This is a genomic window from Caulobacter sp. FWC2 (assembly GCF_002742625.1).
Classification (GTDB): Bacteria; Pseudomonadota; Alphaproteobacteria; order Caulobacterales; family Caulobacteraceae; genus Caulobacter.
On record NZ_PEBF01000001.1, the window covers coordinates 2,047,685 to 2,072,555 of the forward strand.

The following is a 24,871-nucleotide window of genomic DNA, read 5'->3' on the forward strand; positions in this document are numbered from 1 at the left end:
GGGGCGCTGTAGAGACCAGCCAGCGCGATATTCGTGTACGGAGCGGGTTTGATGCCGAAAGCGGTTCGATCCATGTCCGCCTTGGATTGGTCCATAGGCGAATTGACTTAGACCTGGCTGACGAGCGCCTCTAGCGTTCCTCTGCCCACACCGACGTCAGATCGGTTTCATGAGGGAAGGGGACGAAGGATGACCGAAGCCGCCAAGCGGACGCGCGTGCGTTGGCTGATCATCACGGTGCTCTTCATCATCACCACCATCAACTATGCCGACCGCGCGACCTTCTCGATCGCCGGCCAGTCGGCGTCGAAGGAGCTGGGCCTGGACCCGGTGGCGATGGGCTACATCCTGTCGGCTTTCGCCTGGGCCTATGTCCTGGGCCAGATCCCGGGCGGGGCGCTGCTGGACAAGTTCGGCTCCAAGACGATCTACGTCATCTCGCTGTTGGTCTGGTCGCTGTTCACGGCGCTACAGGGCTTCGCGGGCTTTTTCACGGGCCTGATGGCGGCCACGGTGCTGTTCGCCATGCGCTTCGCCGTTGGCCTCGGGGAGTCGCCGTCGTTCCCGGCCAACGCCCGCATCGTCGCGGCCTGGTTCCCGAGTTCCGAGCGCGGCACAGCCTCGGCGATCTTCAACTCGGCGCAATACTTCTCGCTGGTCGCCTTCGCGCCGCTGATGGGCTGGCTGGCCCACAGCTTCGGCTGGCGCTCGGTGTTCTGGGTGATGGGCGCGGTGGGCATCGCAGCCGCCGCCGTCTTCGCCAAGCTGATCCACAGCCCGCTGGCGCATCCGGCCGTCAACAAGGCCGAGGTCGACTATATCGAGGCTGGCGGCGGGCTGGTGCGGATGGAAGAGAAGAACGCGGCCAATGGCGCGGCCTTCACCTGGCCAAACGTCAGGCAGGTGCTGACCAACCGCATGCTGCTGGGCGTCTATCTCGGCCAATACTGCATCAATGTGCTGACCTACTTCTTCGTCACTTGGTTTCCGATCTACCTGGTCAAGGAGCGCGGCCTGTCGATCCTGCAGGCCGGCTTTACCGCCGCCCTTCCGGCCCTGTGCGGCTTCGCCGGCGGCATCCTGGGCGGCATGATCTCGGACGGCCTGCTGAAGAAGACCGGCAATCTGGACATCGCCCGCAAGACACCGCTGTTGCTGGGCATGGTGCTGGCCACCTGCATCATCCTCTGCAACTACGTCGAGCAGGAGTGGCTGGTCATCGTGATCATGGCCGCGGCCTTCTTCGGCAAGGGTGTGGCCTCGCTGGGCTGGGCGGTGGTGGCCGACACCTCGCCCAAGGAGATGGCCGGCGTCACCGGCGGCATCTTCAACACCTTCGGCAATGTCGCCGGTATCGTGACCCCGATCGTCATCGGCTACATCGTCAAGGCGACCGGCTCTTTCGACGGGGCGCTGATCTTTGTCGGAGTCCACTGCCTGATCTGCATCCTGGCCTATTTTGTGATCGTCGGGAAAATCCAGCGTCTGGACCTGAAGGCCGTCTGAGCATGACTACCCGCCGCTCCATCCTGGCCGGCGCCTCGGCCCTTGTTTTCGCCGCCCTGGCCAAGCCAGCGAAAGCCGCGCCGCTGGTGACCGTCTCAACGCCCATGGCGCCGCCCGAATGGGCGCTGCTGCAGCGCGAGCTGCTGAAGGCCAACGAGGACGCCTGCGCGGCCTTCTTCAAGCGCTATTTTGACGACCGCGGCTGGCTGCTGGCGGTCGAGCGCTGGGGCGCCAATGACGGTCCCGACGACGCCATCGAGAACGTCAATGACTGGCCGACCCTGCACGCGCTGGGCGCCGGAGACAGCCTGCTGGCCATGGCCAAGAAGGCCTTAGATGGCAATGTCGCCCAGTACACGGCCGCCAAGACCAAGTACGTGCCGTTCGCCCGCGAGGGCATGTACTACCGCGAGTTCCCGGTCATGACCGACTGGCAGCACCTGTCCGAGGGGCTGTCGGTGTTCAACCTGCTTGGCCTGTCGGATCCCTACGACGCCAAGTATCGCGAGCGGGTGAAGCGCTTCTCGGGCTTCTATACCGGCGAGGACAAGGCGGTCGCGAACTACGACCCCAAGCTGAAGATCATCCGCAGCATGATCACCGGCAGCAAGGGTCCTATGTTGCGCCCGGCCACGCCGCTGGACTGGGCCGGAGACCGGTTCGACCCGACCAACTTCTTCATGGAGCACGGCGAGAGCACCTACGAAGAGACGCTGCATCACTACGACGAATATGGCGACGTGGTCGGCGACGCGCCGTTGAACCTGCAGGCCACCAGCCTGGTCCTCAATGCCTACATGCTGGACCACGAGCCGAAGTACCGCGACTGGATCGTGTCCTATGTCGACGCCTGGATCGACCGGGCCAAGGACAATGGCGACGTGCTGCCCAGCAAGGTGGGCCTGGACGGCAAGATCGGCGGCCCCAAGGGCCAGTGGTGGAGCGGAACCTATGGCTGGGGCTTCAGCCCGCTGGTGCCGCAGACCGGCAAGCGCGAGGACCGCAACCGCGTGCCGCGCGCCGTGGTCGGTTTCCTCAACGCCTATCTGCTGACCGGCGACGACAAGTATCTCGACGTCTGGCGTCGTCAGAACGACGTGATCAACGCCCAGAAGAAGACCATCGACGGCAAGGTCCAGACCCCGCGCATGTATGGCCCAAATGGTTGGTACGGCTATGCGCCCGGCGACTACCGGCTGAACGGGCTCGAGATCTGGTACATGTCGCAGAAGGCTAGCGACCGCGCTCGCGCCGCCGAGCATCCGTGGCTGACCTATCTGGACGGCAAGGACCCCGGCTTCCCGGCCAAGGTCCTGCGTAGCGACCTCGAACGCGTCCGCGCTCGCGCCCAGGCCCAGCGTGATGACAAGACGACCCCCGACACCCGCCTGGCCGACGCGGCCCTGGACATCAACCCAGCCAGCGTCACCGCCCTGATCCACCTCATGGAGGGCGGCATCCAGATCGCCCGGCCGCCATGGTCGGGCACCTCGCCGGCCCAGGGCGGAGCGCTGCACTACACGCGCCTGCGCTGGTTCGATCCCGAGCGCCGCCGCGCCGGCATCCCGCCGGACGTCGCGGCCCTGGTCGAGAAGCTCGGCGAGGACGAGACGGTGGTCACCTTGGTCAACACCAACCAGGTCATCACCCGCACCGTGACGGTCCAGGGCGGCGCCTATGCCGAGCATCAGATCCTCAGCGCGGCGATCGGCGAAGAGGCGGCGACGGAGCTCAACGCGTCCGCCTTCACGCTGCGCCTGGCCCCCGGCGCCGGCGCGCGGCTGACCTTGAAAATGAAGCGCTATGCGAACGCCCCGACCCTGACCTTCCCGTGGGATCGGGGCTGAGGTCCGCGACGTGTGAGGGGCGTTACGTCCCTTCCTTCAGGAACGGGGCGACCGAGAAGATCTCGCGTTCTTCCTTACGCGGATCATCGGCCATCGTCGACGTCTCGTTGATCACCAGCGTCGGTCGCTTCGGCAGGGTGTAAGGCTCCCAGGCCGGGACCGCCGCGCAATTCGGGTCACCCGTGCGCGCCAGCGACACGAACGCCGCGCTCATCTGATCGCGAACCTTTCGGGCTGCCGGCCCCGTCCCGGTCATCGAGCCCTTGGCGTCCAGCGTGCCGAACACCAGGGCGATGTCGTAGCTGTGATAGGCGCCCATCTTCGGGTCGGTCTGGGCGCCGAAGTCCAGCTGGTACATCCAGGCCGGCGCGCCGATCTGTGCGCGTCGTTCGGCCTGGATCAGGTGACCAGGCCATGATCGCCCCGCCGTGGTGATGGCGAAGAAGCAGTCCGAGGGGCTGTAGTTCGGATAGAGCGCGCGGTACTTCGCCACCAGGTATTCGGGCGACATGTCTAAAACGAGTTCGTTCTCCAGCCGGCCCGGCAGTTCCTCCCAGGTCAGGGCGAAGTTCTTGGGATCGCCGCCCAGGAAGGCCTTCGTCTCATCATGGGTGTTGCCGATGATCATCGGAATGTGGCCGCTTTCGCGCGGGGCGTCCGGATAGAACGGGTGGCGCGCCAGGGCGCCGTTGTCCAGCACCGACCAGAAGATGATCCCGCCCTTGCGCTCCAGGGGATCGCGCATCTTCAGGGCCTCGACCAGCTGGGCGGCGGGCAGTGTCTTGAGCGCCTCGACCTGGTCGGGCTTGAGGCCCAGCTTCTCCATGAAGGCCTTGGCGCGGATCGTGGCGTGCAGCGGACCCATGGCCGTGACGTGCTGGCCGCTCATGGTCGCGACCTTGTGGTAGAGGCCCGACGCGCGCGGCATGGCCATCAGCGTCACCAGCTTGCCGCCGCCGCCCGACTGGCCGAACGCCATGACGTTGCCAGGATCGCCGCCGAACGCGCCGATATTGTCGCGCACCCATTCCAGCGCCAGGATCAGGTCGAGGTTGCCGACATTGCCGCTGTCGGCCAGTTCAGCCCCGCCCAGCCTCGCCAGATAGGCGTAGCCGAAGCAGTTCAGGCGGTGGTTCACCGTCACCACCACCACGTCGTATGTCTTGGCCAGCCAGGTCCCGTCATAGAGCGGGCTGGACCCGGAGCCATTCGCGTGCGCGCCGCCGTGCACGTAGACCATCACCGGCCGCTTCTTCCCGTCGGCGACGCCGGGTGTCCAGACGTTCAGGAACAGGCAGTCCTCGCTGGTCGGCTCATCGGCCTTCAACTGCGGGCTGGCCGGTCCGTAGGCGAGGGCGTCGGCGATCCCCTTCCAGGGCTGGGCGACATGGGCGGGCTGGAAGCGTCGTGACGCGGTGTCGGCGCCGTAGCGGACTCCCTTGAAGATCTTGATCCCATCGACCTCAGCCCCACGCACCCGGCCGGCGGTGATGGTCGCCACGGGCGCCGCGCGGCCGGCCGCGTTGACCCGTGGCGCGGCGGCGACCGCCAGGGTTCCGGCCAGCACGGCGCGGCGATCGAGGGTCATGAACGTCTCTCCCAGGTCTCTTGTCGTTGGGCCCCAAGCCCACCGGGAGAGGGACGCGTCAGCGCGCGCCGGACTCCGACGGCGGGGCCTCGGCCAGGCAAAGGTCGATGAAGGTCTGCAGGATCGGGCTCTCGTTGTCCTTGCGCCAGGCCATGTAGAGCTCGACCGGGCGGTCCGGCGTGGTCTCCACGGGCCGGAACTGCACGTCGTCGAAATGCAGGCTCATGGCCGCCTCGGGCACGATCGCCGCGCCCAGGCCGGCGTGAACGAGGGCCAACATCGAGTGGATCTGGGTGACGTGCTGGATGTAGTTCGGTGACACGCCATTGGCGTCGAACAGCGTCGTCAGCATGTTGTAGAAGTAGCCCGCGCCCTCGGGCGAATACATGATCAGGGGCTGGCCATCGAAGTCCGCCAGGGTCAGCGAAGCCTTGGCCAGGCGCGCGTCGCCGGTGGGCAGGGCGGCGACCAGCGGCTCGGACAGCACGCGGGCGGTGGCGAACTCGACCCGCTCCATCGGCGGGCGGACCAGGCCGATGTCGATGCGGCCGGTCAGCAAGGCCTCGACCTGCTCGCGGGTCACCATCTCGCGCAGCGTCAGGTCGGCGTTGGGCAGGCGGGCCTTGGACAGGATCACCAGCTGAGGCAGGAAATTGTAGCCAGAGGCGGCCGTGAAGCCGATGGCGATCTGGCCGGCGTCGCCGCTGGCGATGCGGCGGGTGGCCAAGGCCGCGCTCTCGGCCAGGCGCAGGATGCGGCGGGCTTCCAGCAGGAAGGCGCGGCCGGCGGGCGTCAGGCGCACCGATCGGCTGGTGCGATCCAGCAGGGTGACGCCCAGGATCCGCTCCAGCAACTGCACCTGCCGGCTGAGCGGCGGCTGGGTCATGTTCAGCCGCTGCGCCGCGCGACCGAAATGCAGCTCCTCGGCGGTGGCCACGAAGCAGCGCAGCTGGCTCAGTTCGAACATCGGAAAACGCCCATCGACGACACCTTGAAGGCGTGAAGCTAGACGCTCGTTTGGACCGATCGCCAATGTCTTCTTGCCGGGCAGGGCGTTCATCGTGAGGGCGGACGGGTCGATGCGTGACGCGCATCGACCTTAAGTCCCTTAGCCGTTCGCGGCGCGGCGTTGGTCACCGCCATGCGCGAGGCCGATCAGGCCCTGGAGTTCGGCATATTCGGCAGCCGTCAGCTCGGTCAACGGAAGGCGGACCGGACCGGCGTCGCGGCCGATGGCCTTCATGCCGGCCTTGACGATCGAGACCGCATAGCCTTTGCCTCTGTTGCGCAGGGTGATGTAGGGCAGCACGAAGTCGCGCAGGCCGGCCATGACCGCCTCGCGGTCGCGGGCGCGGACCGACTTGTAGAACGCCAGCGCCCATTCCGGCATGAAGTTGAAGATGGCCGACGAATAGGTCGTCACGCCCATCTCCAGATAGGGCAGGGCGAAGGTCTCGGCCGTCGGCAGGCCGCCGATATAGGTCAGGCGGTCGCCCATGCGAGCATAGACCCGCATCATCAGTTCCAGGTCGCCGACGCCGTCCTTGAAGCCCACCAGGTTCGGATTGCGTTCACAGAGCTTTTCCAGCGTGTCCTCGTTGAGGATAGCGTTGTCGCGATTGTAGACGATGACGCCCAGCTTGGTGGCCTTGCAGACCGCCTCGATGTGGGCGGCAAGGCCCTCCTGCGTGGCGTTGGTCAGGTATGGCGGCAGCAGCAGAACGCCGTCGGCGCCGGCGGCTTCCGCGTCGGCGGCCAGGTCGGTGGCGATGGCCGTGCCATAGCCGCAGCCGGCGATCACCGGTATCCTGCCATTGGTCTCGGCGACGGCGGCGCGGACCACCTGGCCGACTTCCGAGGGACGCAGCGAGAAGAATTCGCCCGTGCCGCCGGCGGCGAACAGGCCGGCGAGGTCCCGCTCCAACATCCAGCCGCAGTGCTCGCGGTAGGGGGCTTCCACGAACTGGTGTTGCTCATCGAAGTGGGTGACGGGGAACGACAGCAGGCCGCCGCCGAGCTGGCGGGCCATTTCCGTCGGCGACATTCGGCTCATGAAGTCCTCTCCGAGCGGCGGCCCTTGGCGCGGATCATTCGCGCGGGGCCGCTTCTTGATCGTCACGGTAGAGAGGGCCGCCGTCGCGGTCTAAGCCAAAGGTGCTATGGACCGATGCGGGAATTGGCTTGATCCGCGCCAGGCGGTCCCAACTTGCTCAGGAGCCTACGCTATGACCGACGAAGCCGACCTCAACGCCAGGCACAACGCCAAGATGGCCAAGGTCCAGGTCGCTCGCGCCAAGATGATGGCCGAGCGGCAGATCGAGAAGGGGCTGCTGATCGTCAATACCGGTCCGGGCAAGGGTAAGACCACCGCGGCCCTGGGCATGGTCTGCCGCGCCATCGGCCACGGCCAGCGGGTGTCGGTGATCCAGTTCGTGAAGGGCGCTCTGCAAACGGGCGAGAAGGTCGTGTTCGACGCCTTCCCCGACCATGTGGAATTCAAGCCCATGGGGGAAGGCTTTACCTGGGACACCCAGGATCGCGCCCGCGATATCGCTGTGGCGCGCGAGGCGTGGGAAGCGGTCAAGGCGCGCATCGCCGATCCCGAGATCGACATGGTGGTGGCCGACGAACTGAACATCGTCCTGCGCTACGACTATCTGCCGGTCGAGGAGGTGGTCGAGGCGATCGTCAACCGTCCCGAGGGCAAGCACGTCATTGTCACCGGCCGCAACGCGCCCCAGGCGCTGATCGACGTGGCCGATCTCGTCACCGAGATGACGCAGGTCAAGCATCCGTTCCGATCGGGCGTGAAGGCCCAGGCGGGTATCGAGTTCTGACTCTGGTCGGTCGAGCGGCCGCTCACTGTGCCTGATTGCCGACGCGATGCTTTGCATGTTGCTCGGCCTCGCGCCTTGGCGTTTGCCATCGCGCTGAGCGATCGGCTTTTTTTGGTATAGTCCAAATTGCGAGGATTGGTGCGGCCCGGACGGTCTTTCGGGTCCGCCGCCTCTTAGCCGGCCTACAAGGTCAGCCGATCGATCCAGACGCAGACACCCAACCCCTGGTGTCGTATCCGCGAACGTCGTCATCCGGATAAGCGCTCCCTCCGAGCAAATTCCCGCGCCGAAGCCGGCCACTGTCACGCTGATGTCGCCACAGCTGTTTAAAGCGCTCTGGTCCATACCAGTTGGGGCAGGGGAACCACTCATGTCGATTCGATATCCCGTTCGAGCCGCAGGCCCGAACCTGAAGAGCCTTTTGCTGGCGACCGTTGCGGCGCTGGCCGTCGGCGCCCATTCATCGGCCGCTTTCGCGCAACAGACCGCCAGTGAGCCGGCCGCCGCGGACACGGTCGACGCGGTTGTCGTCACCGGCTTCCGTAAATCGCTGAGCGACGCGCGCGCCATCAAGCGAGACTCGGTCATCCAGAAGGACGCCATCGTCGCCGAGGACATGGCGAAGTTTTCGGAGCTGAACCTGGCCGAGTCGCTGCAGCGCCTGCCGGGCGTGCAGATCAGCCGCGAGGCCGGCGAAGGTCGCCGCATCTCGCTGCGGGGCCTGGGTCCCGATTTCGCGCGCGTGCAGCTGAACGGCATGGAAGTGCTGGGCAATGTCGACTCGGCGCAGGACAGCCGCGGCCAGCGCTCGCGCGACCGCGCCTTCGACTTCAATATCTTCGCCTCGGAGCTGTTCTCCAAGGTGGAAGTCGAGAAGACCTTTGAGGCGGCCCAGAACGAAGGCGGCATGGCCGGCACGGTCGGGCTGTTCACCGGCAAGCCGTTCGACTACGCCCCCGGCGCCAAGGGCGCGATCTCGGTCAAGGCTGGCACCAACCAGTATACCAAGGACACCCAGCCGCGCGTCGCCGGCCTGTTCAGCTACAACTGGACAACAAGTTCGGCGTGGCGGTTTCGGTCGCCTACAGCAAGCGCGAGACCACCGAGCAGGGCCACAACACCTATAACTACGACAAGCTCAGCGCCGCAGACATGCGCAAGCTGGTCACCAACGGCCTGGACATCTCGCACCTGAGCGCCGCCCAGCAGGCCAAGTTCCTGTCCGGCGACCTCTATATCGCCGACGGCAACCGCATCTCGTCCTGGAACTCCAAGGCCGAGCGTCTGGGCCTGACCGGCGCCCTGCAGTGGAAGCCCGTGGACAATCTGCTGCTGACGCTGGACGTCCTGCACGGCGAGTTCACCACCCACCGCGACGAGTATCACCTGGCTACGCGTCCGCTGGGCTCGGGCACGAAGTCGTTCGCGTTCGACACCCCGGCCGGCGGCGTGTGGCCGTCGCAGTTCCAGAAGGGCTCGGTGCTCAACAACCTGGCGTGGGACAGCAGCAACTACGTCACCATGACCGATGTCACGGGCACGACCTTCGGCAGCGAGCATCGTCGGTCGCTGAACGAAAACCGCTTCAACCAGGTCGCGCTGACCGGCAAGTGGGACCTGTCCGATCGCTTCTCGATCGATGGTCACGTCGGCTACGAGAAGTCGACCTACAAGACCCCCTATGACGACAAGCTCTATATGCGCGCCAAGGGCAACATGATCGCCAACTACGGCGCTTACGGCCAATCGGCGACGTTCTCCTATCCGAACTTCGACGCCACCAACGCGGCCAACTACGCGCTGGATTCCTTCTACTATCGCGGCTTCAACAACCAGTCGGAACTGAAGGAAGGCGTACTGAACGCCAAGTATGAGCTGAACGACACGTGGACCCTGCGCGCTGGCTTGGCCTACCACAAGTTCACGCAAGGCGGCCGGGACCTGTTCTATGACGACAACGTCAACGGAACCCGGTCCAAGATGCGCGGCCAGTCGGTCGCGGGCGTGACCTCGGTGTTCACCAACGCCTTCGGCTCGTGGCTGGTCGGCGACTACGACAAGACCTTCGCCAAGTACAACGAGTACCACCGCTTCGGTCCTAACAAGGACGGCACGGGCGGCGCGCTGCAGGACATCGAGAACGTCTACGAAACCTCGGAAGCGACCGTGTCCGAGTATGTGCAGGCGGACTGGGACAGCGAGCTTTTCGGCAAGCGCTTCCGCGGCAATGTCGGCCTGCGCGGCTATCAGACGACACCCACGGCACCGGCTGGATCCAGGGCGACAGCTACGCCTATCTGGGCACGACGGACGTGAAGGGCAGCTATGACGGCGTGCTGCCGGCCATGAACTCGGTTCTGGAGCTCACGCCGCAGGTGATGGTGCGCTTCTCCGCCACGCAAAACCTCAACCGTCCGGGTCTGGGCTCGATGGCGGCCAAGGGCAGCGCGTTCCAGTCCGACAGCGGCGACATCACGGCCTCGCGCGGTAACCCGAACCTGAAACCCTACAAGGACAGCACGCTGGACCTGGCGGCGGAATACTACTTCGGCCAGGACGGGTTGCTCTCGGCGAGCGTGTTCCACAAGAGCCTGAAGAACTTCATCGGCACGCAAACGCTCGAGAACGTGCCCTTCAGCCAGACGGGCGTGCCCTACAGCACGATCCCGGGCGCGACGGCGACTTCGATCGTCAAAGAGTTCGAGATGCCGATCAATATCGCCGGTACGAAGCAGCTGACCGGCGTCGAACTGGCCGCGCAGGGCCAGTTCTCGTTCCTGCCGGCGCCGTTCGACAAGCTGGGCGCGGTGGTCAACTACACCTATGTGGACGCCGACGAGGCGCTCACCGGCATCTCCAACACCAGCTATAACGCCACGCTCTACTACGAAACCGAGCGCTGGGGCCTGCGCAGCTCCTTGAGCCATCGCAACAAGTGGTTCACCGGCCACAGCGACAGCCTGATGAGCGCCAGCACGCGCGGGTTCGAGGGATCCACCTATGTGGACGCCTCGGCCTTCCTGAACGTATCGAGCGCGCTGCAGCTCACGCTGAACGCGATCAACCTGACGAACCAGAAGGACACCCAGTTCTGGGGTCAGAACGAGTATCTCTATAACCAGACCCAGAGCGGCGCGACCTATATGGTCGGTCTTCGCTACAAGTTCTAAGACGACTATACTTGGTCAATACCGCGCCCCGACCCGCCTTCCCGGTGGGGAGGGGCGCCCCCTTTGCGTGGGTCCGAACGTGATTGTCTCCCATCGCCATCGCTTCATCTTCGCTGCGGTGCCCAAGACCGGCACCCACTCGGTGCGGCGCGCCCTGCGCGAACAGCTCGGCGACGAGGATGTCGAACAGGTCGGCCTGTTCCTCAACAAGCGCTTCCCCTGGCAGGACCTAGCCGAGATCCAGCATGGCCATCTGTCGCTGGAGCAGGTCAGGCCGCATCTGGGCGAGGACGCCTTCGGCGGCTATTTCAAGTTCGCCTTCGTCCGCAACCCGTTCGACCGCTTCGTGTCCTACTGCGCCTTCATGCTGCGCGGCGGCGATGTCTTCCAGCAGCGTCCGCGCGATGTGATGCGCCACTTTCTGTTCGCCCAGCCGCCGGAGCAGCACATCCTGTTCAAGCCGCAGGCCTCGCTGCTGGTCGGCGACGACGGCGCGACCCTGCTGACCGACGCGATCGGCCGGGTCGAGGATATGCAGGCCTCCTACGACGCCATCTGCGCCCGCATCGGCATTCCCTCCCAGCCGCTTGAGCACGTCAACGGCAGCCAGCACGGCGATTATCGCCAATACTACGATCAGGCCCTGATCGACGGCGTCGCCGCGCGCTACGCCCAGGATCTGGAGCTGTTCGGCTATACCTTCGAAGGCATGCGATGAGCGCCATGCCGGCCGCCAATCCGCGCAAGACGACGACGGTTCGCCAGCTCGGACCGGTCGACATCGTCGCGCTGCGAGACGCCGTGCTGGCGATCCCCGAGGACGTCTGGGCGGCGGAGAACGCCGGCAAGCCGAACCGGTTCGAGGCGCTGGGCGCGACCCGCCACATCGTCTTCCGCTTCATCGACAGCCCGCGCGACTGGCGCGGATCGCACGATCGTCCGGCCTGGGCTCCATGGCGCGATCTGCTGGAGCCTGTGCTCGCCCAGGCGGTGAAAGACTACGGCTATGGGCGAGGCGTGTTTCCGCGGGTGATGCTGGCCCGCATGCCGCCGGGCGGGGTGATCCACCCGCATATCGACGCCAATCCCGCCGCGAAGTGGCCGCACAAGATCCATGTGCCGCTGACGACCAATCCCGGCGTGGTGTCATTCTTCGCCGGCGAAGAACGCCATTTCCCCGTGGGCGAGGCGGTGGAGGTCGACAATCTCGGCCCACACTGGGTGCGCAACGACGGCGACACCGACCGCATCCACCTGATCTTCGAATACTATGCCGCCGACCAGCCGGATCCTGACTGGCTGGCGCCGTTCCTGGCGGCGAGCGGGGCGCGGTGACGGACCGCGACGCCTTGCTGCGCGAAGCCCAGGACCTGCGCGCTAGCCGGCGCGTCCCGGACGCCCTGGCCGCGCTGGCGCGGCTGGAGGCGCTGGACCCCCGGTTCAGCCGTCTCCACCAGGAGCGAGGTCACTGCCATATCCTGCTGCGCGCGGGGCCGGCGGCGATCGCGGCGCTGCAGGAGGCCGTGCGCCTGAACCCGAGCCTGCCGGCCAGTTGGGACATGCTGGAGCAGCTCTATCGGATGCAGGGCGACACCGCTCAGGCGGCCGTGGCGGGCCAGCATCTGGCGATCCTCAAGCAGCTGCCGCCGGCGGTGGTGATGGCCAGCAGCCTGCTGGCCGATGGCGACCTGGAGCCGGCGGAGGCGGTCCTGCGCGACTATCTGCGCCAGGATCATCTCAATGTCGGCGCGCTGCGCCTGCTCGCGCGGATCCGCCAGGAGCGCGGCGATCTCGCCGAGGCCGAGGCGCTGCTGGAGCCGGTGGTCGAGCGCGCGCCGGACTACCACGCCGCCCGCTTCGACTACGGGATGGTGCTTTTGCAGCGGCAGAAGCCGGCCCAAGCGCGGCAGGAGGCCGAGCGCCTGCTGCGAGACGATCCAGACAACCGCGACTATCTCAAGCAGTACGGCGCGGCCTGCGTCGCCCTGGGCGACCACGAGCCGGTGATCGATCTCTATGCGCGGCTGCTGGACGGTCTGCCCCCGACGGGTCCGGAAGTCGCCGACCTGCGCCTGTGGCGCGCCAACGCCCTGAAGATCACCGGCCGGTCAGCAGAGGCCATCGCCGACTACCAGGCCTCGCTGGCGGCGCGGCCCGACAACGGCGTGGCCTGGTTCAGTCTCGCCAACCTCAAGACCTATCGCTTCACCGACGACGAGGTGGCGCGGATGGACGCCCTGGAGGCCCGGAACGACCTTCAGGACATGGACCGCGTCTATCTCGGCTTCGCGATGGGCAAGGCGCTGGAGGATCGTGGCGAGTACGACGCATCCTGGCGCGCCTACGCTCGCGGAAATGCGGTGCGCCGCGGCCTCGGTCGCTGGCGGCCGGAGGTGGCGGAGGCTTACGCGGCTCGGCTGAAGCAGGTCTTCACCGCCGAGGTCTTCGCCGAACGCGCCGGCTGGGGCGCGGACGATCCGGCCCCGATCTTCGTCCTGGGCCTGCCGCGTTCGGGATCGACCCTGATCGAACAGATCCTAGCCTCCCATTCCCAGGTCGAGGGCACGCAGGAGCTGACCGAGATCGGCCGCTATTCGGGCGAACTCTGCGGTCGCGATCCGGACTGCGGCCTACCGCTAGAGCCCGAGGCGCTGCTGAACCTGACAGCGGAAGAGGCGAGGGCGCTGGGCGAGCGTTTCCTGGCCGAGACCCGCACATATCGACGGCTGGGCCGGACGTTCTTCATCGACAAGATGCCGAACAACTTCTGGCACATCGGTCTGATCCACCTGATCCTGCCGCGCGCGACGATCCTCGACGTCCGGCGCGAACCGATGGCCTGTGGCTTTTCCAACCTCAAGCAGCTGTTCGGCACGACCAACCAGGAATTCACCTACGGGGTCGACGATGTCGCCCGCTATTACCGGACCTATCTTGAGGTCATGCGGCACTGGGACAAGGTGCTGCCGGGACGGGTGCTGAGGGTCTCGTACGAGGACGTGGTCGACGATCTCGAAGGCGGCGTGCGGCGGATGCTGCGCCATGCGGGGCTGCCCTTCGAGCCGGCCTGCCTGACTTTCCACGAAACGCACCGCAGCGTGCGCACGCCCAGTTCCGAGCAGGTGCGCCAGCCCCTTGGCCGGGAGGGGCTGACCCAATGGCGGAACTACGCGCCGTGGCTTGCGCCACTACGCGATGCGCTGGGCGACGCCTTGACCGGCTACAAGGACTGACCGATGCGGCTCTCGCGCCCCTTCTTCCAGCTTCCCGTGCTCTTCGACGTGGCCCGCCTTCAGGCCGAGGTCGCGGCTTTGCCGAGCGAGGCCTGGGTCCCTCACCCGGATCGCCTGCCCGGCAACAGCGCCGCTCGGTTGATCAGCGTTGGCGGGGCCGAGACGGACGCCGTCCACGGCCAGATGCTGCCGACGCGCTGGCTGGAGAGCATGCCCTATCTGCTGCAGGTGCTGGCGGGATTCGGTGTCGTCTGGAGCCGCTCACGGCTAATGCGGCTGGCGCCCGGCGCGGGCGTGCCCGAGCACGCCGACATCAACTACCATTGGCACACGCGGGTGCGCCTGCACGTCCCGGTCTTCACCCAGCCGGCGGTGCGGTTCCATTGCGACGGAGAGGCCGTGCACATGGCCGCCGGCGAGGCCTGGATCTTCGACAACTGGCGGCGCCACCACGTCGAGAACAACGCCGACGCCGACCGCATCCACCTGGTCGCCGACACCACCGGCACGGCGGCGTTCTGGCGGCTCGCCTGCGGACCGACGCCGCCGCGCGCCGAGTGGAGGACGGTGACCTGGGAGCCGGGCGCGTCTCCGGATCTTCTCACCGAGGACGACCAACGCTCACCGGTGATGCCCGCCGCCGAGGTGCAATGGCTGATCGACGACCTGCGCGCTGAGCTGGCGGCGGCCGTCGACACCGCCGAGGCCGGGGTCCGCATCGCGCGCTTTGGCAAGCTGCTGGAGAGCTTCGTGTTCGACTGGCGTCAGCTGTGCGCGTTGCACGGCGTCAGCGGGCGGGGACGACCCGACTTCCAACGCCTCGCCGTCGCCGTCCGCAAGGCCGCCGAGCCGCTCGCCGAGGGGCTGGTCATGCGCACCAACGACGCCAGCGCGCTGCTGGTGCTGGAGAAACGCGTGCTGCAGCACCTCGTTGCGGACTAGAGCCGACCTTCGCGATCGATCAGGTCGCGGAGAAGGTCGTGATAGGTTTCGAAGCCCGCCACCTCGGCGTCCGGGGACTTGCCGGCCTCATCGTAGCCGCGCAGCCGCAGAGCGGTCTGGGCAGCCGGATCGGCCAGGAAGTCCTCGATCTCGGCAGGCGACATCGGTCCGCCTTGCAAGGCCAGGCTCTGCAGCGAAGCGGGGCTGAGGCGCTGATGGTAAGCCGGATCCACCGTGACCCGATAGCGCTTGGCCGCCACGTGCAGGCGGATCGGCTCAGTGACGCCGGGGCCGAAGGCGCGGGCCAGATAGCCGGCGCTGATGTGTTCGTGGCGGGTGTCGATGCCCAGGTCGGCGGCGTTCTCGCCGAGCTTCTGCATCATGTGGCCGACGTCGTGCAGCAAAGCGGCGGCGACCAGTTCCGGCGGCGCGCCGTCCAGCTTGGCGTGGTGCGCGGTCTGTACCGCGTGCTCCATCTGGCTGACGCCCTCGCCGTAGTGCAGGCCGCCCAGGCGCGTGAAAAGGTCGGTCAGTTCGGCCACGTAAGCGTCGGCCGCGGGACGAGAAGTCATCGAATATCCGTGTACTGAAGGCTTAGAGTCGCATCCGGCCGATGCCAGGATCGGTGCGGCTTGCGCGGCCGGTTTCCAGGTGCCCGGCCAGACGTTGGGTGAAGCTGGAATCGTCGGCCAGGGTCAGGGTCAGGTCGTACCAATGGGCGCTGCCGCGCAGGTCCCAGACCGAGCGGAGGATTTCCTTGGGCTTCAGCGTCAGGGTCTCGCGGGCTTCGCCCTCGGCCAGCGGATACTCCTCCGCCATGCGGAGAGTCGCCTGGCCGGCGCCGTGCAGACTGACGACCAGGCGCGCGCGGGCGTCGGCGGCGACCGTGACGATCGGCTGGGGCTTGGACGTATCGCCCGTGAAGCGGCGGTAGAAGCCGTTCGGACCGTGGACCGTCAGGTCGTAGGGCCCCGGCGCTCGGCCCGCCTTGTTCCAGTGACCCGCGGCGTGTTTCTGACCCGCCGCCAGGGTGAAGCGCCAGGGCCCGTCGCGGTCGGTGTTGTCGAACACCTGGAATACCGCCCCGGCCCGGCCGGCGTTGATCAGGTCGATCCACAGCGCGCCATCCGCGACGCGTGCATCGGCCGACAGGACGTAGGGCAGGGGACGCGCGCCGCGCTGCGGGCCGTCCTGCACCGAGGGGCTCTGCTTGACGGGGATTTTCAGGCTCGCCGCAGCCTTGGAGCGGGCCACGCGCTGCATGTAGTCGGCGGTGGCGGGCAGGGTCAGCGCCGTCCAGTCCTGGTTCGGCGTGGCGAAGTCGAAGGCCGAGGTCAGGTCGCCGCAGACCGCGCGGCGCCAGTCGCTGATATTGTCCTCGCGCACCCCAAAGCGTCTCTCCAGGAACTTGAGCGTCGAGGTGTGGTCGAACACCTCCGAGCAGACGAAGCCGCCACGGCTCCAGGGCGAGACGATGATAGCCGGCACGCGGATGCCCAGGCCCAGGGGATAGGCGCCCTTGTTGGCACCCTCGGCGTCAGGTCCATAGGTCTTGGCCTCGCCGGCGACCGACACCGAACTCCAGCCTTGCTCGGACGTCAGCGGCGGCATCGGCGGCTGCATGTGGTCGTAGAAGCCGCCGGCCTCGTCGTAGTTGACGATGAAGACCGTCTTGGCGAACACCTCGGGGTTGTCGACCAGGGCCTTGATCAGTTCGGCGCAGACGTGCTCGCCTTTCGACGGCTCAGCCTGAGGGTGTTCGGACAGGTCGGCGGCGGTGACGATCCAAGAGACCTGCGGCAGGCGGTCGGCGGCGACGTCAGCGCGGAAGGCCTCGACCAGTTGCTGGCCGTCCGAGCGCTTGCGATCGGCGCCGGACTTGTCTTCGCTGACCCAGGAACGGCCGCGCGCATAGAGTTCGGAGTCCTTGGCGCAGGGTCGGAAGGGCTTGAATACCGACAGGATGTTGTCGCCGAAATTGTCGTACTCTTGATAGACCTTCCAGCTGACGCCGGCCGCCTGGAGGCGCTCGGCGTAGGTCGTCCAGTCGTGCGGCCCGTTGGCCATGACCTTGTCTTCGGCCATGTCGGCGCTGGGCGTCTCGTCCTCGCCGTAGTTGCTCATCTCCGGATCGCCGCCGACCTTGCCGCCGCCGTTGCAGCCTGTCCAAAGGTGCAGGCGGTTCGGATAGGTCTGGGTCAGGGTCGAGCAGTGATAGGCGTCGCAGACCGTGAAGGCGCTGGCCAGGGCGTGGTAGAACGGCAGGTCCGAGGCCTTGTAGTAGACCATCCGCTTGTGCAGTTCGCCCGAGTGGCCCCACTGGTCGTAGCGGCCGCCGTTGACGATGGTGATCGCCGCCTGGTGGCCCTGGTCCGAGCCGTCGACGGTGTAGGCGTTGGTGGCCGAGGCGTCGCCGTGGAACGGCGCGACGAAGCCGTCGGGGTGCTCCTTGCTCGGCTGGCGCCAGACCGAGGCCCCGCCCGGCAGGCGCTGCGGGCGCGGATCGCCCAGGCCGCGCACGCCGTTCAGCGCTCCGAAATAGTGATCGAACGAGCGGTTTTCCTGCATGAAGATCACGACGTGCTCGACGTCCATGATCGTGCCGGTGCGATAGCGCGCAGGAATGGCCATGGCCTTGGCCACCGTGGCCGGCAGCAGGCCGACAGCCGCGCTGGCCGTGGCGGCGGCGCGCAGGAAAGAGCGGCGGTCGGTCGGCATCGGCCCATCTCCGAAATTCAGCTTTGGTATAGACCAGATAGTCGAGGGCTTCGGCGAAACTTTCATGACACCGTGACGAGTGGCGGGTGTGCTTGCGTCTGGTCCAATCCAGTTCCTTGACCCTGGGGGAGCGCCCTCCCATCCTCGTCGCTTGGCGGGATTCGACCGCTGGCCAGGTCGCCCGATGCAGCAGCCCGAAAGCCTTCAGTATATCGGCGTGCGCGACGAGATCGCCGCGCGCATCGCTGGCGGCGAGTTCAAGCCGGGCGAACGCCTGCCGTCCGAGCGCCAGATGCAGATTGGCGGCGGCGTCGCCCGCGGAACCGTCCGCGAAGCCCTGTTCCAGCTAGAGGCCGAGGGGGTCGTCTACCGCAAGGAGCGTAGCGGCTGGTACGTTTCGCCGCCGCCGGTGGTGTACGACCCGACTCGCTGGGAAGGCTTCATGTCGTATGTCGAGGCTCAGGGGCGTCAGCCCTCGACCGAGACCCTCAGCAAGATCGAGATCGCCTGCGACGGCGTGCTGGCCGAGATCTTCTCGCGCCCGGTCGGGGCGCCCATGTACTGGATCCGCCGTCGGCGTTCGGTGGATGGTCGAGCGGTGCTGTTCGAGAGCATCATCGTCGACGCGTCTCTGACGCCGGGCCTGATCGAGCACGACCTGAACGGGTCGCTGACCAGCGTGCTAAAGTCGGTCTATGGCATTGGCGTCGCGCGCAACAAGGTCGATATGCGCCCCTGCGCCCTGACTGGAGAAGAGGCCGAGGCCCTGAGGGTCAAGTCCGGCCTGCCGGGTCTGAATCTGGTTCGGGTCTGCTATGACGCGCAAGGCCGGGTGGTCGAGTTCGACCGCGAGCACTGGCGTCATGACGCCGTGAAGATCAGCGTCGACATCCGCGTTCGTTAACCGTGCGCGGCCGTCACCGAGGTGACATGTAATTGGTCTAGACCAAAACGCTCCATTGAGGGGCGTTCCCATGACGACTGGTCCGAAGCGCTGGCTGGAGCGGGCCAACCCGCTGGTCTTCACCCTGTTCGCGGGGCTGGCCGGCTTCTGCGCCTATTTCTCGATGTACGCCTTCCGCAAGCCTTTCGCGGCGGCGACGTTCGGGGCGGTGGAGGGCTGGCATTTCGCGGTCGACTACAAGATCGCCCTGGTCCTGGCCCAGGTCGCGGGTTACGCCGCTTCCAAGATGATCGGGGTCAAGGTGATCTCCGAGATCGCGCCGCGCCATCGCGGCGTCGCCATTCTGGGCCTGATCGGCATTTCGTGGGTGGCGCTGCTGGCCTTCGCGGTCACGCCCGCGCCGTGGAACGTCGCGGCGCTGTTTTTGAACGGCCTTCCGCTGGGCATGATCTGGGGCCTGGTGTTCGGCTTCATGGAAGGCCGCCGCACGTCTGAAGTGCTGGGGGCCATTCTCTGCGCCAGCTTCATCCTGTCGTCGGGCGTGGTGAAGTCCGTCGGCAAGTGGCTGATGGTCGATCTCCACGTCTCGCCGTTCTGGATGCCGGCCGCCACCGGCGCGATCTTCATGCCGCTACTGGCCGTCTCGGTCTGGGCGCTGGTCCAGATGCCGCCGCCCAACGCCGCCGACGAGGCCGCTCGCGTCCGTCGCCAGCCGATGGACCTGGTCCAGCGCCGCGCCTTCCTGGCCACCTACGCGCCCGGCATCGTGCTGCTGGTGCTGGCCTATATCCTACTGACGGCCCTGCGTGACTTCCGCGACAACTTCGCCGCCGAGATCTGGACGGCCCTGGGCTTCGGCGAGGCCTCGGGCGTGTTCACCGCCAGCGAGCTGCCGGTGGCGGTCGTCTCCCTGGCCGTGATGGGCGCGGTGATGCTGGTGCGCGACAACCTGCGGGCCCTGCTGGTCATGCATGGCGTGATCCTGGCCGGCTTCCTGGTGCTGGGCGGCTCGACCCTGGCGTTCCAGGCCCATATGCTGACGCCCTTGACTTGGATGATCCTGACCGGCGCGGGGCTCTACATGGCCTATACCCCGTTCAACGCAATGCTGTTCGACCGCATGATCGCCTTCAGCGGCCGGGTCGGCACGGCGGGCTTCCTGATCTATGTGGCCGACGCCTCGGGCTATCTGGGCAGCGTCGCTCTGCTGGTCTGGCGCAACTTCGCCATGGTCGATCTCGACTGGCTGAGCTTCTTCATCAACAGCGCCTACGCCACCAGCGCAGTGGGCGCCGTCTGTACGCTGTTCGCAGGCCTCTACTTCCTGCGCCAGCGCGTCAGGTCCGACGGTGGGCAGGGCGCGGCGACCTTCCAGGCTGCCAGCCAGCCGGTCGAGTCGTGACCGTGGAGCGCACCTTCGATCTTGCCGTGGTCGGCGCCGGCATCGTGGGCTTGGCCCATGCCCTGGCCGCCGCCCGGCTGGGCAAGCGTGTAGTGGTCGTTGACCGCGACGCCCAGGCCAATGGCGCCTCCGTGCGTAACTTCGGCTTCGTGACGGTGACGGGCCAGGCGCGGGGCGAGGTCTGGCGGCGCGCGCGGCGCTCGGCGCGGGTGTGGGACGAGATCGCCGGTCCGGCCGGGATCGAGGTCGTTCAACGGGGGCTGACCATGGTCGCCCGCCGCCCCGAGGCCAGGGCCGTGCTGGAAGCCTTCCTCGAAACCGAGATGGCCGAAGGCTGCGCCTGGCGCGACGCCGTCGATCTCGGCGATCGTTTGCCAGGCCAGGGCGAGGTGCTGGGAGCGCTGACGAGTTCGGTCGATCTGCGGGTGGAATCCCGCACCGCCATACCGCGCCTGGCCGCGTGGCTGGAAGCCGCGCATGGCGTGACCTTCCTGCGCGGCGTCGCCGTGCAGGGAGTCGAGACCGGTCGCCTCGAGACGTCCGCCGGCGCCGTTTCCGCCGAGACCGTCGTGGTCTGCCCCGGCGATGACCTGATCACCCTGTTCCCCGACGCCTTCGCCCAGGCCGAGGTGACACGCTGCAAGCTGCAGATGCTGCGCCTGGCCGCGCCGGGCTGGCGACTTCCCGGGCCGGTGATGTCGGACCTCGGCCTGGTTCGCTACCTCGGCTATGCGGCCCTGCCGGAGGCCGCCGCCCTCCGCGTGCGACTTGAGGCCGAGCAGCCGGCGCATCTGGAGCACGGCGTCCACCTGATCGTGGCGCAGAGCGCCGACGGCTCGCTGGTGGTCGGCGACAGCCACCACTATGCCGCCACACCCGATCCCTTCGCCCGCGACGATGTCGACGCCCTGATCCTCGACGAGTTCGCCAAGGTGTTCGGCCAAGCGCCGCCGCCGGTGCTGGAGCGTTGGACCGGCACCTACGCCTCGGCCGCCGGCCACAGCCTCGTCGAGGCTCCGATGCCACGCGTGCGTCTGGTGACCGTGACCAGCGGCACCGGCGCTTCGACCGCCTTCGGCTTGGCCGAGGACGTGATCGCGGGCCTCTACGACCTTCCGCGCCAAGGAGCCGCCGCATGAGCCCGATTCAAGCCATCGTCTTCGACTGGGCCGGCGCCATGATCGACTTCGGCTGCCGGGCGCCGGTCCTGGCCCTGAGCGAGGTGTTCGCCGAGGCGGGGGTCTTGATCTCGGAGGCCGAGGCTCGCGCCGACATGGGCAGGGCCAAGCGCGATCACGTGCGGGCCTTGCTGGCCAAGCCGCGCGTCGCCACCCTCTGGACGGAGCGCCACGCCGCGGCGTCGACGGAGGCGGATGTCGACCGTCTGCACGACGACGTCGAACCGAAGATGCGCGCCGCCGCCCGCGACTGCGCCCGGCTGATTCCCGGTGCGGCTGAACTCGTCGCCGACCTGCGGGCGCGAGGCGTCAAGATCGGCTCCACGACCGGCTATACCCGCCCGATGATGGTCGACATCCTGCCGCTGGCGGCGGAGCAGGGCTACGCGCCGGACGTCGTCGTCTGTGCCGGCGAGACGGCGGCAGGCCGGCCTTCGCCCCTGATGATGTGGAAGGCCCTGGTCGAGCTGGGCGCCTGGCCGGCCCGGGCCTGCGTCAAGGTCGACGATGCGGTCGTCGGCATCGGCGAGGGGCTGGAAGTCGGCGCCTGGACGGTGGGCCTGTCGGCCTCGGGCAATGGTGTCGGACTGTCGCGCGAGGACCTCGCCCTGCTGCCAGAAGCCGAGCGCAGCGCCCGGATCGAAGCCTCCGCTCAGGCCCTGCGCGACGCCGGCGCGCACTATGTGGTCGATAGCGTCGCCGACCTTGGGCCTGTTCTGGCCGAGATCGAGGCGCGGATCGCGCGCGGCGAACGTCCGGCGGCCTGATCTCGGGACGACCCTATTCCGCCGCCAGGGCCACGCCGCTGAAGCGCTGGGCGCGGGCGGCGCTGGAACGCAGGTCCGAGAAGCTCTGCGCCACCAGCGGATAGTCGGCCGGCAGGCCCCACTTGGCGCGATACTGGTCCTCGGTCAGGCCGAGCTGGTTCAGGTGCCGGCGCAGCGAGCGATAGCGGCGACCGTTCTCGAAGCTGACAAGGGCGTCGGCGGTGATGCTGGCGGCGATCTGGTCAGGCGTGGGCGGCTCGACGGGCGAGACGATGGTCGCCGGGCTGGCGAAGACGGCTTCCAGCGCCGAGTAGGTGCGGGCGCCCAGCGCCGGCAGATCGTCCGCCGACACCTTATTGCGGCTGAGATAGGCGCACAGCACCTGGGCGGCGATCTCGGCGGCGCGTTCCTGGGCCTTGGTCATGAAATCCCTCAAGATGTTGGGAAGAAACCCAGGGGCGCTGGGATCGCGCCCCTGGGCCAGTTGGCGGACGAACGGTGGGTCAGTGCGCGCCCGCGGCTCGGAGGCGATCACCGAAGGCGCAGGCCGGCGGCAGCTCGACCTTCACCCCGGCGCGCGCCTTGCCTTTCAGCCAGTCGCTGAGGGCCTCGGCGACGGTGTGGTCCAAGCTGGTGAGGCCCCGTGTGTCCAGCTTCACCCGGCCGTTGTTCGGCGCGCCGTCGAGGACCTTGGCGATCTTCGGCAGCTGGATGAACGTGGCTGCGCCCTCCAGTCGGATCTCGCTCTCGTCGGGACCCAGTTCGTGCTGAGAGACGCTGAGGCGCATCTTCTTCAGGTTCGGGATCAGCTCCAGCAGCGTCATGCCCATGCCGACCAGCACGCCGGTCAGGAGGTCCGTCGCCACAACCATCACGAAGGTCGCCGCCCAGATCATTGCCGGCAGCAGACCGTAGCGGGCGAACAGGTGACGGACGTGCTGCAGGCTGACCAGCTTCCAGCCCGTGACGACCAGCACGCCGGCGAGGGCGGCGCTGGGCGCCATGCGAAGCAGCCAGGGCAGCAGGGCGACGAAGGCCAGGATCCAGACGCCATGCAGGATCGCCGACATGCGGGTCATGGCGCCGGCCTGGACGTTGGCCGAACTGCGCACGATCACGCCGGTCATCGGCAGGGCCCCAACGAGGCCGCACAACATGTTGCCCACGCCCTGGGCGCCCAGCTCCTTGTTGTACTTGGTGCGCTCGCCGTCATGCATGCGGTCGACGGCGGCGGCTGACAGCAGGGTTTCCGCCGAGGCGATGAAGGCCACCGCGATGGCGGTCACCAGCAGCATCGGATCGGCCATGCGGGCGAAGTCCGCGACGCCAGGAATGGCGATCGCCGCGGCGATCGATTCCGGCACGACGATCTTCTGGACGTCCAGACCCAGCACCGTGGCCAGCACGGTGCCGGCGACGACGCCCAGGAGCGCGCCCGGGACCAGCTTCAGCGCCTTGGGACGGAACTTCTCCCACAGAAGGATCGAGCCGATCGTCACCACGCCGACCGCCAGGGCGGCTTCGACCTGGGTCAAGGTCGCGAATTGAACGCCGGCCAGGGCCGACGGAATAGCCGCCAGATTCTGCAGGCCGTGAGCCTTGGGCGAGTCGCCGAACAGGACATGGAACTGGCCCGCCACGATCAGCACGCCGATGCCGGCCAGCATGCCGTGCACGACGGCGGGCGAGATGGCGCGGAACCAGTTGCCCAGCTTGGCGGCGCCGGCGATCAGCTGGATCAGACCGGCGACCACCAGGATCGGGCCCAGCATGGTCAAGCCATGCTTGGCGACGATCTCGAAGACGATGACGGCCAGGCCAGCGGCGGGGCCGCTCACCTGCAGGGGCGAGCCGGCCAGGGCGCCGACGACGACGCCGCCGATGATGCCGGTGATCAGGCCGCGCTCGGCCGGAACGCCGGAGGCGACGGCGATGCCCATGCAGAGGGGCATCGCCACCAGGAAGACAACGATCGAGGCGATGAAGTCACGCGACAGGATCGTCGAGAAACCAGGCTTCACACCCTGGGGAGAGGAGGCGACAGCTTGGGTCATTCGGCGGCGATGCCCAGGTGGTCGGCGGCGACCATGCGGCGTGAGGGACGCTGGGCGACGGGCAGCGGCGAGCCTTCGTAGACCTGCTCGAACTGGCCGGTGTCGCCGTTATAGGCCTGGATCTGGCCGGTCTCGATCTCGAAGAACCAGCCGTGCAGCGTCAGCTTGCCCTGGGCGATCGCCGAGGCCACCGACGGGTGGGTGCGCAGGTGGTTCAGCTGGACGACGACGTTTTCCAGCGACAGCGCGCGGGTCGTGCCGTGCTCGTCCAGGCCGTGATAGGCGTTGCAGACGACGCTGTGGGCGGCGTGGGCGTGGCGCAGCCAGGCGGCGACGTTGGGCATCTTTTCCAGAGCCGCCGGGTTCGAGAACGCCTTCATCGCGCCGCAGTCCGAGTGGCCGCAGACCACGATGTCGCGAACGCCCAACGCCATGACGGCGTACTCGACCGCCGAGGAGACGCCGCCGTTGGCTTGGCTGAACGGCGGAACGATGTTGCCGGCGTTGCGGCAGACGAACAGGTCGCCGGGCGCGGCCTGGGTGATCAGTTCGGGGACGACGCGGGAGTCGGCGCACGAGATCATCAGGGCCGAGGGGCTCTGACCGTGGCTGGCGAGGCGTTCGTAGAGGGCGCTCTGAGCGGGGAAGACCTGGCCGCGAAAAAGCGCGGCGCGTTCGAGAAACTGTTCCAAGGGACCTCCATGAACTGATCGCCGCGACGCCCA

19 protein-coding genes and 1 pseudogene are annotated in these 24,871 nt (G+C 67.5%); 12 read left to right on the plus strand and 8 right to left on the minus strand.

Translation table 11 applies throughout. The features are described 5' to 3' along the window. The first annotated feature begins 189 nt into the window (after positions 1 to 189). Together CSW62_RS09830 and CSW62_RS09835 are read left to right on the plus strand one after the other, a co-directional pair. The gene (locus CSW62_RS09830) at positions 190 to 1,506 is read left to right on the plus strand and encodes an MFS transporter (RefSeq protein ID WP_099577301.1); all 1,317 of its coding nucleotides are present in this window, start codon (positions 190 to 192) and stop codon (positions 1,504 to 1,506) included. 2 nt (positions 1,507 to 1,508) lie between these two features. Beyond that, positions 1,509 to 3,353 (plus strand): hypothetical protein, encoded by a 1,845-nt coding sequence (locus tag CSW62_RS09835; RefSeq protein WP_099577303.1) that lies wholly within the window; start codon positions 1,509 to 1,511, stop codon positions 3,351 to 3,353. A gap of 22 nt (positions 3,354 to 3,375) precedes the next feature. Here CSW62_RS09835 and CSW62_RS09840 read toward each other — a convergent pair whose 3' ends face one another. The 3 genes from CSW62_RS09840 to kdgD all read right to left on the minus strand — a co-directional run bounded on the left by CSW62_RS09840 (position 3,376) and on the right by kdgD (position 6,994). Further along, the gene (locus CSW62_RS09840) at positions 3,376 to 4,941 is read right to left on the minus strand and encodes a carboxylesterase/lipase family protein (RefSeq protein WP_099577305.1); all 1,566 of its coding nucleotides are present in this window, start codon (positions 4,939 to 4,941) and stop codon (positions 3,376 to 3,378) included. Between the two features lie 58 nt (positions 4,942 to 4,999). Further along, positions 5,000 to 5,908 carry a LysR substrate-binding domain-containing protein gene (locus CSW62_RS09845; RefSeq protein WP_099577307.1) on the minus strand — a complete coding sequence of 303 codons (909 nt, stop codon included), beginning with the start codon at positions 5,906 to 5,908 and terminating at the stop codon, positions 5,000 to 5,002. A 141-nt stretch (positions 5,909 to 6,049) separates the two neighbouring features. Then, positions 6,050 to 6,994, minus strand: a complete 945-nt coding sequence (gene kdgD, locus CSW62_RS09850; RefSeq protein WP_199170561.1) for a 5-dehydro-4-deoxyglucarate dehydratase — start codon at positions 6,992 to 6,994, stop codon at positions 6,050 to 6,052. 172 nt (positions 6,995 to 7,166) lie between these two features. Here kdgD and cobO point away from each other — a divergent pair, with 172 nt between their 5' ends. From cobO to CSW62_RS09880, 6 genes and pseudogenes are all read left to right on the plus strand, one after another. Beyond that, a complete protein-coding gene (cobO, locus tag CSW62_RS09855; RefSeq protein WP_099577311.1) occupies positions 7,167 to 7,778 on the plus strand; it encodes a cob(I)yrinic acid a,c-diamide adenosyltransferase in 612 nt (203 codons plus the stop codon). A gap of 370 nt (positions 7,779 to 8,148) precedes the next feature. Then, positions 8,149 to 10,948: pseudogene (locus CSW62_RS09860) on the plus strand (TonB-dependent receptor). Positions 10,949 to 11,027: 79 nt separating this feature from the next. Further along, entirely contained in the window at positions 11,028 to 11,666 is a 639-nt protein-coding gene (locus CSW62_RS09865) for a sulfotransferase family 2 domain-containing protein (RefSeq protein WP_099582233.1), read from the plus strand. Further along, entirely contained in the window at positions 11,663 to 12,283 is a 621-nt protein-coding gene (locus tag CSW62_RS09870; protein ID WP_099577313.1) for an aspartyl/asparaginyl beta-hydroxylase domain-containing protein, read from the plus strand. The genes CSW62_RS09865 and CSW62_RS09870 overlap by 4 nt, the downstream gene beginning before the upstream one ends. Next, positions 12,280 to 14,181 (plus strand): sulfotransferase, encoded by a 1,902-nt coding sequence (locus tag CSW62_RS09875; RefSeq protein WP_099577315.1) that lies wholly within the window; start codon positions 12,280 to 12,282, stop codon positions 14,179 to 14,181. The genes CSW62_RS09870 and CSW62_RS09875 overlap by 4 nt, the downstream gene beginning before the upstream one ends. Before the next feature lie 3 nt (positions 14,182 to 14,184). Further along, a complete protein-coding gene (locus tag CSW62_RS09880; protein WP_099577317.1) occupies positions 14,185 to 15,123 on the plus strand; it encodes an aspartyl/asparaginyl beta-hydroxylase domain-containing protein in 939 nt (312 codons plus the stop codon). On the opposite strand, the gene CSW62_RS09885 is transcribed toward CSW62_RS09880, so the two are convergent. Continuing rightward, the gene (locus tag CSW62_RS09885) at positions 15,120 to 15,695 is read right to left on the minus strand and encodes an HD domain-containing protein (RefSeq protein WP_099577319.1); all 576 of its coding nucleotides are present in this window, start codon (positions 15,693 to 15,695) and stop codon (positions 15,120 to 15,122) included. The genes CSW62_RS09880 and CSW62_RS09885 overlap by 4 nt on opposite strands. Before the next feature lie 22 nt (positions 15,696 to 15,717). Next, entirely contained in the window at positions 15,718 to 17,841 is a 2,124-nt protein-coding gene (locus tag CSW62_RS09890) for a phosphocholine-specific phospholipase C (RefSeq protein WP_099577321.1), read from the minus strand. A gap of 184 nt (positions 17,842 to 18,025) precedes the next feature. Between CSW62_RS09890 and CSW62_RS09895 the strand changes: the two genes are divergently transcribed. The 4 genes from CSW62_RS09895 to phnX all read left to right on the plus strand — a co-directional run bounded on the left by CSW62_RS09895 (position 18,026) and on the right by phnX (position 22,092). Then, complete coding sequence (locus tag CSW62_RS09895; RefSeq protein ID WP_099577323.1) at positions 18,026 to 18,745, plus strand: GntR family transcriptional regulator; 720 nt, start codon at positions 18,026 to 18,028, stop codon at positions 18,743 to 18,745. 70 nt (positions 18,746 to 18,815) lie between these two features. Further along, positions 18,816 to 20,147 (plus strand): DUF5690 family protein, encoded by a 1,332-nt coding sequence (locus CSW62_RS09900; RefSeq protein ID WP_099577325.1) that lies wholly within the window; start codon positions 18,816 to 18,818, stop codon positions 20,145 to 20,147. A gap of 2 nt (positions 20,148 to 20,149) precedes the next feature. Further along, positions 20,150 to 21,286 carry a TIGR03364 family FAD-dependent oxidoreductase gene (locus CSW62_RS09905; RefSeq protein WP_099577327.1) on the plus strand — a complete coding sequence of 379 codons (1,137 nt, stop codon included), beginning with the start codon at positions 20,150 to 20,152 and terminating at the stop codon, positions 21,284 to 21,286. Continuing rightward, positions 21,283 to 22,092: a phosphonoacetaldehyde hydrolase gene (phnX, locus tag CSW62_RS09910; protein ID WP_099577329.1), complete on the plus strand. Its 810-nt coding sequence runs from the start codon at positions 21,283 to 21,285 to the stop codon at positions 22,090 to 22,092. The genes CSW62_RS09905 and phnX overlap by 4 nt, the downstream gene beginning before the upstream one ends. 13 nt (positions 22,093 to 22,105) lie before the next feature. On the opposite strand, the gene CSW62_RS09915 is transcribed toward phnX, so the two are convergent. The 3 genes from CSW62_RS09915 to CSW62_RS09925 form a co-directional block, all read right to left on the minus strand. Continuing rightward, positions 22,106 to 22,516, minus strand: coding sequence for a MucR family transcriptional regulator (locus tag CSW62_RS09915; protein WP_099577331.1), 411 nt, complete (start codon positions 22,514 to 22,516; stop codon positions 22,106 to 22,108). 79 nt (positions 22,517 to 22,595) lie between these two features. After that, complete coding sequence (locus CSW62_RS09920; RefSeq protein ID WP_099577333.1) at positions 22,596 to 24,146, minus strand: SulP family inorganic anion transporter; 1,551 nt, start codon at positions 24,144 to 24,146, stop codon at positions 22,596 to 22,598. After that, on the minus strand, positions 24,143 to 24,838 hold the full coding sequence (locus CSW62_RS09925; RefSeq protein ID WP_099577335.1) for a carbonic anhydrase: 696 nt from the start codon (positions 24,836 to 24,838) through the stop codon (positions 24,143 to 24,145). Before CSW62_RS09925 ends, CSW62_RS09920 begins: the two co-directional genes overlap by 4 nt. Between the last annotated feature and the right edge of the window lie 33 nt (positions 24,839 to 24,871).

Excerpts from the sequence above, each read along its gene's own strand:
- CSW62_RS09830 (WP_099577301.1), top strand. The coding sequence starts at position 190 with ATGACCGAAGCCGCCAAGCGGACGCGCGTGCGTTGGCTGATCATCACG.
- CSW62_RS09835 (WP_099577303.1), top strand. The coding sequence starts at position 1,509 with ATGACTACCCGCCGCTCCATCCTGGCCGGCGCCTCGGCCCTTGTTTTC.
- CSW62_RS09840 (WP_099577305.1), bottom strand. The coding sequence starts at position 4,941 with ATGACCCTCGATCGCCGCGCCGTGCTGGCCGGAACCCTGGCGGTCGCC.
- CSW62_RS09845 (WP_099577307.1), bottom strand. The coding sequence starts at position 5,908 with ATGTTCGAACTGAGCCAGCTGCGCTGCTTCGTGGCCACCGCCGAGGAG.
- kdgD (WP_199170561.1), bottom strand. The coding sequence starts at position 6,994 with ATGAGCCGAATGTCGCCGACGGAAATGGCCCGCCAGCTCGGCGGCGGC.
- cobO (WP_099577311.1), top strand. The coding sequence starts at position 7,167 with ATGACCGACGAAGCCGACCTCAACGCCAGGCACAACGCCAAGATGGCC.
- CSW62_RS09870 (WP_099577313.1), top strand. The coding sequence starts at position 11,663 with ATGAGCGCCATGCCGGCCGCCAATCCGCGCAAGACGACGACGGTTCGC.
- CSW62_RS09880 (WP_099577317.1), top strand. The coding sequence starts at position 14,185 with ATGCGGCTCTCGCGCCCCTTCTTCCAGCTTCCCGTGCTCTTCGACGTG.
- CSW62_RS09885 (WP_099577319.1), bottom strand. The coding sequence starts at position 15,695 with ATGACTTCTCGTCCCGCGGCCGACGCTTACGTGGCCGAACTGACCGAC.
- CSW62_RS09890 (WP_099577321.1), bottom strand. The coding sequence starts at position 17,841 with ATGCCGACCGACCGCCGCTCTTTCCTGCGCGCCGCCGCCACGGCCAGC.
- CSW62_RS09895 (WP_099577323.1), top strand. The coding sequence starts at position 18,026 with ATGCAGCAGCCCGAAAGCCTTCAGTATATCGGCGTGCGCGACGAGATC.
- CSW62_RS09900 (WP_099577325.1), top strand. The coding sequence starts at position 18,816 with ATGACGACTGGTCCGAAGCGCTGGCTGGAGCGGGCCAACCCGCTGGTC.
- phnX (WP_099577329.1), top strand. The coding sequence starts at position 21,283 with ATGAGCCCGATTCAAGCCATCGTCTTCGACTGGGCCGGCGCCATGATC.
- CSW62_RS09915 (WP_099577331.1), bottom strand. The coding sequence starts at position 22,516 with ATGACCAAGGCCCAGGAACGCGCCGCCGAGATCGCCGCCCAGGTGCTG.
- CSW62_RS09920 (WP_099577333.1), bottom strand. The coding sequence starts at position 24,146 with ATGACCCAAGCTGTCGCCTCCTCTCCCCAGGGTGTGAAGCCTGGTTTC.